The sequence below is a fragment of the Kosakonia sp. genome, assembly GCF_032052965.1.
Taxonomy (GTDB): Bacteria; Pseudomonadota; Gammaproteobacteria; order Enterobacterales; family Enterobacteriaceae; genus Kosakonia.
Window position 1 is genome coordinate 164252 of sequence record NZ_DAMBVN010000003.1, and the last position, 15427, is coordinate 179678.

Annotated in this window: 10 protein-coding genes; 9 read left to right on the forward strand and 1 reads right to left on the reverse strand. The window is 56.3% G+C overall.

Translation table 11 applies throughout. The features are described 5' to 3' along the window. Positions 1-125 precede the first annotated feature (125 nt). The 6 genes from RTX30_RS05905 to baeR are packed head-to-tail and all read left to right on the forward strand — an operon-like array spanning position 126 to position 11227. Positions 126-1364, forward strand: a complete 1239-nt coding sequence (locus tag RTX30_RS05905; RefSeq protein WP_312687773.1) for an MdtA/MuxA family multidrug efflux RND transporter periplasmic adaptor subunit — start codon at positions 126-128, stop codon at positions 1362-1364. Then, on the forward strand, positions 1364-4486 hold the full coding sequence (locus tag RTX30_RS05910) for an MdtB/MuxB family multidrug efflux RND transporter permease subunit (protein ID WP_312687775.1): 3123 nt from the start codon (positions 1364-1366) through the stop codon (positions 4484-4486). Before RTX30_RS05905 ends, RTX30_RS05910 begins: the two co-directional genes overlap by 1 nt. Further along, positions 4487-7564 carry a multidrug efflux RND transporter permease subunit MdtC gene (gene mdtC, locus RTX30_RS05915; protein WP_312687777.1) on the forward strand — a complete coding sequence of 1026 codons (3078 nt, stop codon included), beginning with the start codon at positions 4487-4489 and terminating at the stop codon, positions 7562-7564. Continuing rightward, positions 7561-8976: an MFS transporter gene (locus tag RTX30_RS05920; RefSeq protein WP_312687779.1), complete on the forward strand. Its 1416-nt coding sequence runs from the start codon at positions 7561-7563 to the stop codon at positions 8974-8976. Before mdtC ends, RTX30_RS05920 begins: the two co-directional genes overlap by 4 nt. Next, positions 8973-10508 (forward strand): two-component system sensor histidine kinase BaeS, encoded by a 1536-nt coding sequence (gene baeS, locus RTX30_RS05925; protein WP_312687781.1) that lies wholly within the window; start codon positions 8973-8975, stop codon positions 10506-10508. Before RTX30_RS05920 ends, baeS begins: the two co-directional genes overlap by 4 nt. Further along, a complete protein-coding gene (gene baeR / locus RTX30_RS05930; protein ID WP_312687783.1) occupies positions 10505-11227 on the forward strand; it encodes a two-component system response regulator BaeR in 723 nt (240 codons plus the stop codon). Before baeS ends, baeR begins: the two co-directional genes overlap by 4 nt. A 37-nt stretch (positions 11228-11264) precedes the next feature. Here baeR and RTX30_RS05935 read toward each other — a convergent pair whose 3' ends face one another. Further along, a complete protein-coding gene (locus RTX30_RS05935) occupies positions 11265-11729 on the reverse strand; it encodes a helix-turn-helix domain-containing protein (RefSeq protein ID WP_312687785.1) in 465 nt (154 codons plus the stop codon). Between the two features lie 281 nt (positions 11730-12010). Between RTX30_RS05935 and RTX30_RS05940 the strand changes: the two genes are divergently transcribed. The 3 genes from RTX30_RS05940 to yegS all read left to right on the forward strand — a co-directional run bounded on the left by RTX30_RS05940 (position 12011) and on the right by yegS (position 15377). Further along, positions 12011-12739 (forward strand): tetratricopeptide repeat protein, encoded by a 729-nt coding sequence (locus RTX30_RS05940; RefSeq protein WP_312688214.1) that lies wholly within the window; start codon positions 12011-12013, stop codon positions 12737-12739. A gap of 117 nt (positions 12740-12856) precedes the next feature. Then, complete coding sequence (gene yegQ / locus RTX30_RS05945; protein ID WP_312687787.1) at positions 12857-14215, forward strand: tRNA 5-hydroxyuridine modification protein YegQ; 1359 nt, start codon at positions 12857-12859, stop codon at positions 14213-14215. A 262-nt stretch (positions 14216-14477) separates the two neighbouring features. Beyond that, positions 14478-15377, forward strand: coding sequence for a lipid kinase YegS (gene yegS, locus RTX30_RS05950; RefSeq protein ID WP_312687789.1), 900 nt, complete (start codon positions 14478-14480; stop codon positions 15375-15377). Positions 15378-15427: the final 50 nt, after the last annotated feature.

The following is a 15427-nucleotide window of genomic DNA, read 5'->3' on the forward strand; positions in this document are numbered from 1 at the left end:
GCAAATTACCATTCCTTGTATACGTTTCCAGACAGTGTTTCATTTTTCCTCCATTTTTCTGCGGCATAGCATTACTAAACTAGTATTATTGCGGCAATCGTTTTTTGGATGAGATACATATTACGATGAAAGGCAGTGTTAGTTTCAGCCGCGCGATTGTCGCGGTCGTGGTCATCGCGGCGATTGCCGCTGTCTGGTACCACTTCAGTCATAAAGAGAACTCACCTGCTGCAACCGCGCAAATGCAGGGCCCGGGCCCGGGCCCGGGGGGCGGTCGCCATGGTATGCGAGGCGGCGCACTGCCGCCAGTACAGGCGGCTCAGGCAACGCATGAATCTGTACCCCGCTATCTCTCCGGTCTTGGCACTATCACCGCCGTTAACACCGTCACCGTGCGCAGCCGCGTCAGCGGCCAACTGCTGGCGCTCCACTTTCAGGAAGGCCAGCAGGTGAAAGCAGGCGATCTGTTAGCCGAAATCGACCCGAGCGAATTCAAGGTTGCGCTGGCGCAGGCGCAAGGGCAACTGGCGAAAGATCAGGCGACTCTGGCGAATGCCCGTCGTGACCTGGCGCGCTATCAGCAACTGGCGAAAACCAGCCTTGTTTCCCGCCAGGATCTGGATACCCAGCAAGCGCTGGTCACCGAATCAGCCGGTACCGTAAAAGCGGATGAAGCCGCCGTCGCCAGTGCGCAGTTACAACTCGACTGGAGCCGTATTACCGCGCCGGTATCAGGCCGCGTGGGTTTAAAACAGGTTGATATTGGTAATCAAATCAGCAGCAGCGACACGACGGGCATTGTGGTATTGACGCAGACTCATCCCATTGATTTGGTGTTTAGCCTGCCGGAAAGCGACATTGCCACCGTTATGCAGGCGCAGAAAAACGGGCAGGCATTGTCTGTTGAAGCCTGGGATCGCACCAATAAACAGAAGCTCAGCAGCGGTACGCTGTTAAGCCTGGATAACCAGATCGATGCGACAACCGGCACCATCAAGCTGAAGGCCCGTTTTGATAATCAGGATGATTTGCTGTTCCCCAACCAGTTCGTCAATGCGCGAATGCTGGTGTCCACGCAACAAGATGCGGTCGTGATCCCGGCAGCTGCCCTGCAAATGGGTAATGAAGGTAACTTCGTCTGGGTGTTGAATGACAAAAATCAGGTCAATAAACACATCGTCACGCCAGGGATCCAGGACAGCCAGAAAGTGGTGATCGCCGCCGGGTTATCCGCTGGCGATCGGGTAGTGACAGACGGTATTGATCGTCTGACGGAAGGGGCTAAAGTCGAAGTGGTGGATGCTAAGAGCGCGCAGGAGATACCAGCCAGGCGTGAAAATCCCGCCAGGGGAGCGCGCGCCTGATGCAACTGTTACCGCCAGGGAGAACCGGCGGCCCTTCGCGCCTGTTTATTTTGCGTCCCGTCGCCACCACATTGCTGATGGTGGCCATTCTGCTTGCCGGGATTATCGGTTACCGCTTCCTGCCTGTTTCTGCCTTGCCAGAAGTGGACTACCCCACCATTCAGGTGGTAACGCTCTATCCCGGTGCCAGCCCCGATGTCATGACCTCGGCGGTGACCGCACCGCTTGAGCGCCAGTTTGGGCAAATGTCCGGGTTAAAACAGATGGCATCGCAAAGCTCTGGCGGCGCCTCGGTGGTCACGCTGCAATTCCAGCTCACCCTGCCGCTGGATGTGGCGGAACAGGAAGTGCAGGCAGCCATCAATGCTGCCAACAGTCTGTTGCCCTCCGATCTGCCCAATCCGCCGGTTTATAGCAAAGTGAACCCGGCGGATCCGCCAATCATGACACTGGCAGTCACCTCTTCTGCCCTGCCGATGACGCAGGTGGAAGACATGGTGGAAACCCGGGTCGCGCAAAAAATTTCCCAGGTTTCTGGCGTCGGCCTGGTCACGCTCTCGGGTGGTCAGCGCCCGGCGGTTCGCGTCAAGCTCAATGCGCAGGCAGTCGCCGCGCTGGGATTGACCAGCGAAACCATCCGTACCGCCATCAGTAATGCCAACGTTAACTCGGCGAAAGGTAGTCTCGACGGCCCGACCCGTGCCATCACCCTTTCAGCCAACGATCAAATGCAATCCGCGCAGGAGTACCGTCAGCTGATTGTGGCTTATCAAAATGGCGCACCGATCCGTCTGGGGGATATCGCCACGGTCGAACAAGGGGCAGAGAATAGCTGGCTCGGCGCATGGGCGAATAAGCAACAGGCGATTGTGCTGAACGTGCAGCGCCAGCCCGGCGCGAACATTATCAATACCGCCGACAGTATTCGCACGCTGCTGCCGCAACTGACTGAAAGCCTGCCGAAATCGGTGACCGTGAAAGTGTTGTCTGACCGCACTACCAATATTAGGGCCTCGGTTAGCGATACGCAGTTTGAACTGATGCTGGCCATCGCGCTGGTGGTGATGATCATCTACCTGTTCCTGCGTAATATTCCCGCCACCATTATTCCTGGTGTTGCCGTTCCGCTATCGCTGATAGGTACCTTCGCGGCGATGGTATTTCTGGACTTCTCCATCAATAACCTGACGTTAATGGCGCTCACCATTGCTACCGGCTTTGTCGTGGACGATGCCATCGTGGTCATTGAAAACATCTCGCGATATATCGAAAAGGGCGAAAAACCGCTGGCGGCTGCGCTGAAAGGTGCGGGCGAAATTGGTTTCACCATTATCTCGCTGACTTTCTCGTTGATTGCCGTGTTGATCCCGCTGCTGTTTATGGGCGACATTGTGGGCCGCCTTTTCCGTGAATTCGCCGTTACGCTGGCCATTGCAATCCTTATCTCGGCGGTGGTGTCCCTAACGCTGACGCCCATGATGTGCGCACGCATGCTGAGCGCAGAATCCTTGCGCAAGCAGAACCGTTTTTCGCGTGCCTCCGAGCGTTTCTTCGAGCGGGTGATTGCCGCCTATGGTCGGTTACTGGCCAAAGTGCTTAATCACCCGTGGCTGACGCTGAGCGTCGCCGTGGGCACGTTATTGTTGTCGATCATGTTGTGGGTGGTGATCCCGAAAGGCTTCTTCCCTGTGCAGGACAACGGCATTATCCAGGGGACGCTGCAAGCGCCGCAATCGGCCTCTTTCGCCAGCATGGCCGAGCGCCAGCGCCAGGCAGCAGACGTTATTTTGCGGGATCCGGCGGTAGAGAGCCTGACCTCGTTTGTCGGCGTCGACGGTACCAATCCCTCTCTGAACAGCGCGCGCTTGCAAATCAATCTAAAACCGCTGGATGAACGCGACGATCGCGTGCAAGCGGTGATCGAACGTTTGCAGCAGGCAACGGCGAAAGTGCCTGGAGTCTCGTTATACCTGCAACCGATCCAGGATTTAACCATCGATACTCAGGTCAGCCGCACACAGTATCAGTTCACTTTACAAGCGAACTCGCTGGACGCCCTGAGTACCTGGGTGCCGCAGTTGGTCAGTAAATTAGAGGCGCTGCCGCAGCTCGCCGATGTTAGCAGCGACTGGCAGGATAAAGGCCTGGTGGCCTATGTGAACGTTGATCGTGACAGCGCCAGTCGTCTCGGTATTACCCTGTCTGATGTGGATAACGCCCTTTACAACGCTTTTGGCCAGCGACTGATCTCAACGATTTATACTCAGGCTAACCAGTATCGCGTGGTGCTGGAGCACGATACGGCGCAAACGCCTGGCCTGTCTGCTTTGGATAATATCCGTTTGACCAGCACCGATGGCGGCGTCGTGCCGCTGTCGTCGATTGCCAAAGTTGAACAGCGTTATGCCCCGCTAAGTATCAACCACCTGGATCAGTTCCCTGCCACCACCATCTCTTTTAATGTGGCCGACGGTTATTCACTCGGCGAAGCGGTACAGGCTATTCTCGATAGCGAAACAACGCTCAACTTCCCGACCACCATTACTACCCAGTTCCAGGGCAGTACGCTGGCCTTCCAGGCCGCGCTGGGCAGTACGATCTGGTTGATTGTGGCCGCTGTGGCGGCAATGTATATCGTGCTCGGCGTGTTATATGAGAGTTTTATCCATCCGATCACGATCTTATCCACGCTGCCCACCGCCGGTGTGGGCGCTCTACTGGCACTGTTGATATCCGGTAGCGAACTGGACGTGATAGCCATTATCGGCATTATCTTGCTGATCGGCATTGTGAAGAAAAACGCCATCATGATGATCGACTTCGCCCTCGCCGCCGAGCGTGAAGAGGGCATGTCGCCGCGGGAGGCCATTTTCCAGGCCTGCTTATTGCGTTTCCGCCCGATCCTGATGACCACGCTGGCGGCCCTGCTCGGTGCGTTGCCATTAATGCTGAGCACAGGCGTTGGCGCGGAGCTGCGCCGCCCGCTGGGCATCGGCATGGTCGGCGGCTTACTGGTCAGCCAGGTGCTGACGCTGTTTACCACCCCGGTTATTTATCTGCTGTTCGACCAGCTGGCTTTGTGGGCGAAAAACCGCTTCCCCCGGCGTGAAGAGGAGGCGTAAGTGAAGTTTTTTGCGATCTTCATTTACCGCCCGGTGGCCACGATTCTGATTTCGCTGGCCATTACGCTGTGCGGCATTCTCGGCTTCCGGCTGCTGCCGGTCGCCCCACTGCCGCAGGTGGATTTTCCGGTGATCATGGTCAGCGCCTCGCTGCCCGGCGCCGCGCCGGAAACCATGGCCTCGTCGGTCGCCACGCCGCTGGAGCGCTCACTCGGCCGTATTGCCGGGGTCAGCGAGATGACCTCAACCAGCTCACTGGGCAGCACGCGAATTATTCTGGAGTTTAACTTCGACCGCGATATCAACGGCGCGGCGCGCGATGTCCAGGCTGCGATCAATGCTGCGCAAAGCCTGCTGCCGAGCGGGATGCCCAGCCGCCCGACCTACCGCAAAGCCAATCCGTCTGACGCGCCGATCATGATCCTGACGCTTACGTCAGACACGTACTCGCAGGGCCAGTTGTACGATTTTGCCTCGACCCAGTTAGCGCAAACCATCGCGCAGATCCAGGGGGTCGGCGATGTGGATGTAGGCGGCAGCTCGCTGCCTGCCGTGCGGGTCGATCTCAACCCGCAAGCGCTGTTTAATCAAGGCGTCTCACTGGATGCTGTGCGCACCGCCATCAGCGACGCCAATGTGCGCCGGCCGCAAGGTGCTGTGGAAGATGGTACGCACCGCTGGCAGATTCAGTCCAATGATGAACTGAAAACCGCCGCCGAATACCAGCCATTGATTATTCACCACAATAACGGTGCCGCAGTGCGTTTAAGCGATGTCGCAACAGTCACGGATTCAGTCCAGGACGTGCGCAACGCGGGGATGACCAATGCCAAACCGGCGATTTTGCTGATGATCCGCAAACTGCCGGAAGCCAATATTATTGAAACCGTCGACAGTATTCGCGCGCGCCTGCCGGGGCTGCAAAAGACCATTCCGGCGGCAATTGACCTGCAAATCGCCCAGGATCGCTCTCCGACCATTCGTGCATCGCTCGCGGAAGTCGAGCAAACGCTGATTATTTCCGTTGCGCTGGTGATCCTGGTGGTATTTCTGTTCCTGCGATCGGGGCGGGCAACGCTGATCCCGGCAGTGGCAGTACCGGTGTCGTTAATTGGTACCTTTGCCGCCATGTACCTGTGTGGGTTTAGCCTGAATAACCTGTCGCTGATGGCGCTGACCATTGCCACGGGCTTCGTGGTGGATGATGCCATCGTGGTACTGGAGAATATCTCCCGCCATCTCGAGGCGGGCATGAAACCGTTGCAGGCGGCACTGCAAGGCACGCGGGAAGTGGGTTTTACCGTACTGTCGATGAGTATTTCGCTGGTGGCGGTGTTCCTGCCGCTGCTCTTGATGGCGGGCCTGCCTGGTCGGCTACTGCGGGAATTCGCCGTGACGCTATCCGTGGCGATTGGTATTTCGCTGGCGATCTCGCTGACACTGACTCCCATGATGTGCGGCTGGCTGCTGAAACGCCATCAGCCGCGTTCGCGTACCCGTGAACGCGGCGTAGGTCGCCTGTTGATTGCCCTTCAGCAACACTATGCCCGCTCTTTAAAATGGGTGCTAAACCATGCCCGCCTGGTCGGTGTGGTACTGCTCGCCACCATCGCGCTAAATATCTGGATGTATATCACCATCCCCAAAACGTTTTTCCCGGAGCAGGATACCGGTGTGCTGATGGGTGGCATTCAGGCAGATCAGAGCATCTCCTTCCAGGCGATGCGTATTAAGTTGCAGGATTTTATGAAGATCATCCGCGACGATCCGGCGGTGGATAATGTTACCGGTTTTACCGGTGGCTCGCGGGTTAACAGCGGCATGATGTTTATTACCCTGAAATCTCGCGATGTGCGCCATGAAACCGCCCAGCAGGTGATTGATCGTCTGCGTGGCAAGCTGGCGAAAGAGCCGGGTGCGAGTCTGTTTTTAGTGGCAGTACAGGATATTCGCGTCGGCGGCAGACAAGCCAATGCCAGCTATCAGTATGCGCTGCTGTCGGATGATCTGAGCGCGCTGCGCGAGTGGGAGCCAAAGATCCGTAAAGCCCTCGCCGCCCTGCCTGAACTGGCGGACGTGAACTCTGATCAGCAAGATAATGGCGCTGAAATGAATCTGGTTTATGACCGCGCCACCATGTCGCGCCTTGGCATCAGCGTGCAGGAAGCCAACAGCCTGCTGAATAACGCGTTTGGTCAGCGGCAGATTTCGACCATCTATCAACCGTTGAACCAGTACAAAGTAGTGATGGAGGTCGATCCGCGCTACACCCAGGACATAAGCGCGCTGGATAAAATGTTTATCATCAACAGCGAAGGCAAATCGATCCCGCTCTCCGATTTTGCGCACTGGCGTCCGGCCAATGCGCCGCTGTCGGTAAACCATCAAGGATTGTCTGCGGCCTCGACCATCGCATTTAACCTGGCGACCGGCTCGTCGTTATCTCAGGCCAGCGATGCCATTAACCGCACCATGACCCAGCTCGGCGTTCCCTCCAGCGTGCGAGGCAGTTTTGCCGGAACTGCTCAGGTGTTCCAGGAGACGATGAATTCCCAGGTGATCCTGATCCTGGCGGCCATCGCCACGGTCTATATCGTACTGGGTATTTTGTATGAGAGTTATGTCCATCCGCTGACTATCCTCTCAACCCTGCCTTCGGCCGGGGTAGGCGCACTGCTGGCGCTGGAACTGTTCAATGCTCCTTTTAGCCTGATTGCATTAATTGGCATTATGCTATTGATTGGCATCGTGAAGAAAAACGCCATTATGATGGTCGACTTCGCCCTCGAAGCACAGCGCCAGGGTAACCTGAATGCCGAAGAGGCTATTTTCCAGGCCTGCCTGCTGCGTTTTCGCCCGATTATGATGACCACGCTGGCGGCGCTGTTTGGCGCCCTACCGCTGGTGATTTCTGGCGGCGATGGGTCGGAACTGCGTCAGCCGCTGGGGATCACCATTGTTGGCGGTCTGGTAATGAGTCAGTTACTCACGCTGTATACCACGCCAGTGGTCTATCTGTTTTTTGATCGCCTGCGCCTGCGTTTTCGCCGCCATGAGAGAGAGCCCGTTAGTGAATGAATGAACTCCCTAAAAACATACGCTGGCAACTCTGGATCGTCGCCTTTGGCTTCTTTATGCAATCACTGGACACGACGATTGTGAATACCGCCCTCCCCTCCATGGCCACCAGCCTGGGGGAGAGCCCGTTGCATATGCATATGGTGGTGGTTTCTTACGTTCTGACAGTGGCCGTTATGCTGCCCGCCAGCGGCTGGCTGGCGGATCGGGTCGGCGTGCGCAATATTTTCTTCGTCGCTATCGTGCTGTTTACCGCCGGCTCCCTGTTCTGCGCGCAAGCCTCCACGCTCGATCAACTGGTGATGGCGCGTGTGCTACAAGGCGTTGGCGGTGCAATGATGGTGCCTGTCGGCAGGCTGACGGTGATGAAGATCGTGCCGCGCGATCAATACATGGCGGCCATGACCTTCGTCACCCTGCCCGGCCAGGTGGGGCCACTGCTCGGCCCGGCGCTGGGGGGCATGTTGGTGGAGTACGCCTCCTGGCACTGGATTTTCCTGATTAACCTGCCCGTGGGGATTATCGGCGCTATCGCGACCCTCACCCTGATGCCGAATTACACATTGCAAACCCGCCGTTTTGATATCGCCGGTTTTGTTTTGCTGGCTTGCGGCATGGCAACGCTAACGCTGGCTCTCGACGGGCATAAAGGGCTGGGGCTTTCCCCCCTGGCGCTCGCGCTGCTGGTCGCCGTGGGCGCGGTTGCCATTATCACCTACCTGCTGCATGCAAAAGGCAATGATGGCGCATTGTTTAATTTACGTTTGTTCCGTACCCCAACCTTTTCACTTGGTCTGGCAGGCAGTTTTGCCGGGCGAGTGGGCAGCGGCATGTTGCCGTTTATGACGCCGGTGTTTTTACAAATTGGCCTCGGCTTTTCCCCGTTTCATGCGGGGTTAATGATGATCCCCATGGTGCTGGGTAGCATGGGAATGAAACGTATCGTTGTGCAGGTAGTCAACCGTTTCGGCTACCGCCGGGTGCTGGTCTGCTCAACGCTTGGACTGGCATTAGTAAGCTTGTTGTTTATGAGTGTGGCCCTGCTTGGCTGGTACTACGTGTTGCCTGTTGTGTTGTTCTGCCAGGGGATGATTAACTCCATGCGTTTCTCTTCAATGAACACCCTGACGCTCAAAGATCTGCCGGACGAACTGGCCAGCAGCGGCAACAGCCTGTTATCGATGATTATGCAGTTATCAATGAGTATTGGTGTCACTGTCGCGGGTCTGCTGTTGGGGCTCTTTGGCTCGCAGCATCTGTCGGCTGGCAGCGGTATGGCGCATCATGTTTTTCTGTACGCTTATCTCAGCATGGCAGTGGTGATTGCACTACCGGCGTTGCTTTTCGCTCGCGTCCCGGATGACGCCAGCAAAAACGTCGTCATTGCCCGGCGCAAAAGGAGTCAATCATGAAATTCTGGCGGCCGGGCATTACGGCCAAACTGTTTCTCGCCATTTTGACGACCTGCATTGTGCTGCTGATCACCATGCACTGGGCGGTGCGAATCAGTTTTGAGCGCGGCTTTATCGATTACGTTAAGCGGGGTAATGAGCAACGTCTGCAGATGCTGAGCGACTCGCTGGCAGAACAGTACGCCCAGAACGGCAGCTGGCAGTTCTTACGTAACAATAACCGGATGATTTTCCAGTTGCTGCGATCGTTTGAGCGCGAAAATGAGCATGACGAGGATCATGGTGGCAACCCGCCGTACACTAACATTCGTGGCCCTGGAGCCAGTATGGAAGAAGGCATGGGCGGCGAAAGAGATCGTGACATGCCTCCCGTTCCGGAAGGTGAGCCCGAACGGGAACCGGGCCCGCCAGGGCCGGGGATGCCACCGCCTGGCTGGCGCACCCGGTTTTGGGTGGTTGATCTGGATAACAACGTCCTGGTCGGGCCCCGTTCGCCTGTACCGGACGACGGTACCCGCAAAGCCATTCAGGTTAATCACAAGACCGTGGGCTGGGTTATCGCCTCGCCCATTGAGCGGCTGACACGTAATACCGACATCAATTTTGACCGCCAACAACAGCGCACCAGTTGGTTAATTGTGGCGCTTGCCACCCTGCTGGCGGCGATCGCCACCTTCCCGCTGGCGCGCGGCTTGCTGGCACCGGTTAAACGGCTGGTCGAAGGGACGCATAAACTGGCTTCCGGCGACTTTTCAACCCGGGTGACACCCGGCAGCCATGATGAGCTGGGGCGCCTGGCACGCGATTTTAATCTGCTGGCCAGTACGCTGGAGAAAAACCAGCAGATGCGCCGCGACTTTATGGCTGACATCTCCCACGAGTTGCGCACCCCGCTGGCGGTCCTGCGTGGTGAACTGGAAGCGATTCAGGACGGCGTGCGTAAGTTCACTCCCGAGTCGGTGATGTCCTTGCAGGCGGAAGTGGGCACACTTACCAAACTGGTGGATGATTTGCACCAGCTCTCAATGTCTGATGAAGGCGCACTGGCCTATCAGCGTGCGCCGTTGGATGTGGTTTCGCTGCTGGAGATTGCCGCGGGCGCGTTTCGCGAGCGCTTCGCCAGCCGCAACCTGACACTGTCACTGGAAGCGCCACCGCGTGCCATTGTGTTTGGCGATCCTGACAGGCTGATGCAACTGTTCAATAACCTGCTGGAGAACAGTTTACGGTATACCGATGCCGGTGGCGGAACGTCTATCCGGGCGACAACCCAGAATGGCAAGCTGCTCATGTCTTTTGCCGACAGCGCGCCAGGGGTGAGTGATGAGCAGCTAACCCGGCTGTTCGAACGCTTCTATCGCACGGAAGGTTCCCGTAACCGCGCCAGCGGCGGTTCCGGGTTAGGGCTTGCTATCTGTTTAAATATTGTGGAGGCGCACGGTGGCGCTATCCATGCCGCGCACTCGCCTTTTGGCGGGGTTAGCATTACAGTTGAACTACCGCTTGAACGCGAAAAATCGAGAGACATATGACTGAGTTACCCATTGATGAAAACACGCCACGCATTTTGATCGTTGAGGATGAACCCAAGCTGGGGCAGTTGTTGATCGACTATCTGCGCGCGGCCAGCTATGCACCAACGCTGATCAATCATGGTGACCAGGTGCTGGCGTATGTGCGCCAGACGCCACCGGATTTGATGCTGCTTGATTTGATGCTGCCGGGAACCGATGGCCTGACGCTGTGCCGTGAAATTCGCCGTTTCAGCAATGTGCCCATCATTATGGTGACCGCGAAAATCGAAGAGATTGACCGCCTGCTGGGGCTGGAGATTGGCGCAGATGATTACATCTGCAAACCTTACAGCCCACGCGAAGTGGTGGCGCGGGTGAAAACCATTCTGCGCCGCTGCAAACCACAACGTGAGCTGCAGGCGCTGGATGCAGAAAGCCCACTAATCGTAGACGAGGGGCGTTTCCAGGCGAGCTGGCACAACAAATTGCTGGATTTAACACCGGCGGAGTTCCGCCTGCTGAAGACCCTCTCCAGCGAGCCGGGTAAAGTCTTCTCTCGCGAGCAGCTGCTCAATCATCTTTATGATGACTACCGTGTAGTGACCGACCGGACAATAGACAGCCATATCAAGAATCTGCGCCGTAAACTGGAAGCGCTGGACGAGGAGCAATCTTTCATCCGCGCGGTGTATGGCGTGGGGTATCGCTGGGAAGCAGACGCCTGCAAACTGGCATAACCGCGCGTGTCGGGCGGGCTAACCGCCCGACACAGGCTTATTTGCGCACCAGACGCTGTAAACGCTGCTTTTGCCACTGCGCAATCCACCCGTCAAACACAAACAAACGCAACCCTTTCACCAGCAACAATCCTCCCCACATTGCCGCTACCCACAGTGACCAGATGCTTTCCGGCGCGGTACTGCGATTCAGGAAAAAGAGAAAAACGCAAACAATCACCCCCGTCAGCAGCGAACGCCAGAATTTACCCTCGGCCTCGACCTTTTCCCGCGCGGCTTGCACCCGTTGATCCAGCGCGTCGTCACCCGCTTCATCCTGACCGGACAACGCCGTCACGCTCACGCCGAAGACGGCTGCCAGTGCACTCAATGTCTCCAGTGAAGGATGATCGCCATTCTCAATACGCTGCACCGTTCTGACACTCAACGCGGCCATCTCTGCAAGCTGCTCCTGAGACCAGGCGCGGGCAAGACGCAGCGTTTTTACTTTATTGCTACTCATCTTTTCTCTCCACAGATAACCGGCTTGCAGTGTCGCTTAATCCTGGCGCCGGGAACACGATCCTGACCCGACAGCCGCCCGACACGGCCCCGACAGCCCACCGTCAGTATAAGCTGGGGAGCAACACAGGCGACAGACCCATCTTTACTGGTAGGGTATTTTACCGCGAACAAGGGCACCATCCTCTGTATGATAGCTCCCGCAAAAATGGCCGTTTTATCGACAGTCATAACACCAGGCGATGCGGCAAATCGCGTGGCCCACAAAAAAGGAAAGGGATGATGAGGAAATATGGTTACGGCGCGCTGACGCTGCTATTTGCTGCGTTTGGCTGCCAGGCGGAGATTACCGAGGCTCAAATTGCCGCCGACTGCGCCAAAATTACCGATTACGCCAAACAGGGCAACCAATATTATCAGGCCAAAAATTACCCCAAAGCCAGAGAGGCTTTCGAACAGCAAGCCGCATGGATTGAGCAATGTGAATATGGCAAAGATCAGCCCAATGATGTGCTCATGGCGACGGCTTACAATAACGTGGCGCTGACGTGGATCCGCCAGGGCGAATATCGCAAGGCACAAGCCTGGCTGCAAATCATGCCAGACGATCAGAAGTCGCAGTACAATCTGTCGCGCATTCAGGACAAGCTGCAAGCGCTGCCCAAGCCGACCTCTGCCGCCGGGGAGTACTGGCAATACGCCGGGCGTGGTGAATGGGAAGTGCTGACGCTGAAAGCAGACGGCAATGCGCGCTATCAGGCCGATTGGGCAGGTTACTCGTTTGGGATCATGGGGCTTTATTCCGGGCCAAACCTCGGGGAGTTCTCCGAGAAAGTGACGCTTACAAACGGTAAAGGCGACATTAAGCTGCATGATGATATTTCGCAATGCACCATTTCGCTGGCGCTATCGGCAGATATGCAAACCCTGGAAGCCCAGACCGATGACCCGATGAATTGCGGTTTTGGTCATAACGTCAGTGCCGACGGTAAATACCTGCGCGTGCAGTAACGCGCAGGTTTACTCCCCCCGCCCGCAGCGCTACAATTCCCGCCCTAAATTTAGGGGAACTCCCCTACGGCTTCACCCCGGTGAAGCTATCTGACCTGTCATCAGAATGAGAACATCATGTTTAAACCGGAACTCCTTTCCCCGGCGGGAACGCTGAAAAATATGCGTTACGCTTTCGCCTACGGCGCAGATGCCGTTTACGCGGGCCAGCCGCGCTATTCCTTGCGCGTGCGTAATAACGAATTCAACCACGAAAACCTGCAAATCGGCATTAATGAAGCCCATGCGCTGGGAAAACAATTTTACGTGGTGGTGAATATTGCTCCGCATAACGCCAAGCTGAAAACGTTTATCCGCGACCTGAAACCGGTGGTGGATATGGGGCCGGATGCGCTGATCATGTCCGATCCGGGGTTAATCATGATGGTGCGCGAAAACTTCCCGCACATGCCAATTCACCTCTCCGTTCAGGCGAATGCCGTCAACTGGGCAACGGTGAAGTTCTGGCAACAAATGGGTCTGAGCCGGGTGATCCTTTCCCGTGAACTGTCGCTGGAAGAGATCGAAGAGATTCGCACCCAGGTGCCGGATATGGAAATTGAGATTTTCGTTCACGGCGCACTGTGCATGGCCTACTCCGGTCGCTGCCTGCTGTCGGGTTATATCAATAAACGCGACCCGAACCAGGGCACCTGCACCAACGCCTGCCGCTGGGAATACAAGGTGCAGGAAGGCAAAGAAGATGCCATTGGCAATATCGTCCATGTTCATGAGCCGATCCCGGTGCAAAACATCGAACCTACACTGGGCGTCGGCGCGCCGACCGACAAAGTGTTTATGATTGAAGAGGCCCAGCGTCCGGGTGAGTACATGACCGCGTTTGAAGACGAGCATGGTACTTACATCATGAACTCGAAAGATCTGCGCGCCATCGCGCATGTTGAGCGGCTAACAAAAATGGGCGTGCACTCGCTGAAAATTGAAGGCCGCACGAAGTCTTTCTACTACTGTGCCCGCACTGCGCAGGTGTACCGTAAGGCCATTGACGATGCCGCCGCAGGTAAACCGTTCGACGCCTCGCTGTTAGAAACGCTGGAAGGACTGGCGCACCGCGGTTATACCGAAGGTTTCTTGCGCCGCCATACCCATGATGATTATCAGAACTACGAGTACGGTTACTCCGTCTCAGAGCGCCAGCAGTTCGTTGGCGAATTTACCGGCGAACGCAAAGGCCACCTCGCGGCAGTGGCGGTCAAAAACAAATTCTCGGTGGGCGATAGCCTCGAACTGATGACGCCGCAGGGCAACGTCAATTTTACCCTTGAGCATATGGAAAACGCCAAAGGCGAAGCCATGCCTGTCGCCCCTGGCGACGGATACACAGTCTGGTTCCCCGTACCGGAAGATATGGCGCTGGAATACGCATTGTTGATGCGTAATTTTACCGGGCAGTCGACGCGAAATCCGCACGCCTGAGTGCAGAGGGATAGTTAAGCACGGTTATTTATTGCAGGGTAAGATTCTTAGAATCGGATCACATACCGTTGCGGTTAATATGGGTATTATCGCTGTCGCTGAAAAACATAACCCATAAATGCTAGCTGTACCAGGAACCACCTCCTTAGCCTGCGTAATCTCCCTTACGCAGGCTGATTTTTTCTCTCTTCATCCGCTTTTACTCAACTACCCTTTTTCATGAGATACACTTTCTAATGTTATTCAGCCAGGATGAAAAAGGATGCGCAAATTTCCCACAAGCTTATTGATCCTCAACGGTAAAAGCGCCGGTGACGAGACGCTACGCGAGGCAGTGACACTCCTTCGCGAAGAAGGTATGGATATTCAGGTTCGGGTTACCTGGGAAAAAGGCGATGCCGGACGTTACGTCAAAGAGGCAGAGCAGCTTGGCGTCGCAACGGTGATTGCGGCCGGTGGCGACGGAACCATCAACGAAGTGGCAACAGCGTTGGTGGAATGCGCAGGCGACGCTGTACCGGCACTGGGCATTTTACCGCTCGGCACCGCCAATGATTTTGCTACCAGCGCCGCCATACCCGAAACGCTGGATAAAGCGCTGCAACTGGCGATTGTTGGCAAAGCCGTACCGGTAGATATCGCCAGGGTTAATGATGAAACCTGTTTTATTAATATGGCGACGGGCGGCTTTGGGACGCGCATTACCAGCGAAACGCCGGAAAAACTGAAAGCGGCGCTAGGCGGAGTGTCTTACCTGATCCACGGATTGATGCGCATGGATATGCTGAAAGCCGACCGCTGTGAAATTCGTGGCGACAATTTTCACTGGCAGGGCGATGCGCTGGTGATTGGCATAGGTAACGGGCGCCAGGCGGGCGGCGGGCAACAGCTTTGCCCGCAGGCGTTGATCAACGATGGCTTATTGCAGTTGCGTATTTTTACCGGCGATGAACTGCTGCCTGCCCTGTTCACCACCCTGACACAGCCGGATGACAACCCGCACATTGTCGACGGTCAGTCGGCGTGGTTTGAAATCAGTGCCCCTCATGAGATCACTTTTAACCTCGACGGCGAACCGCTGCGCGGCGAACATTTTCGCATAGAAGTGTTACCCAACGCCTTGCAATGCCGGCTGCCGCCAGATTGCCCGTTACTGCGCTAGTCGCACGCCAGGCCGGATCAGGCACAACTGCCTTCTCCGGCCTGCCTTCC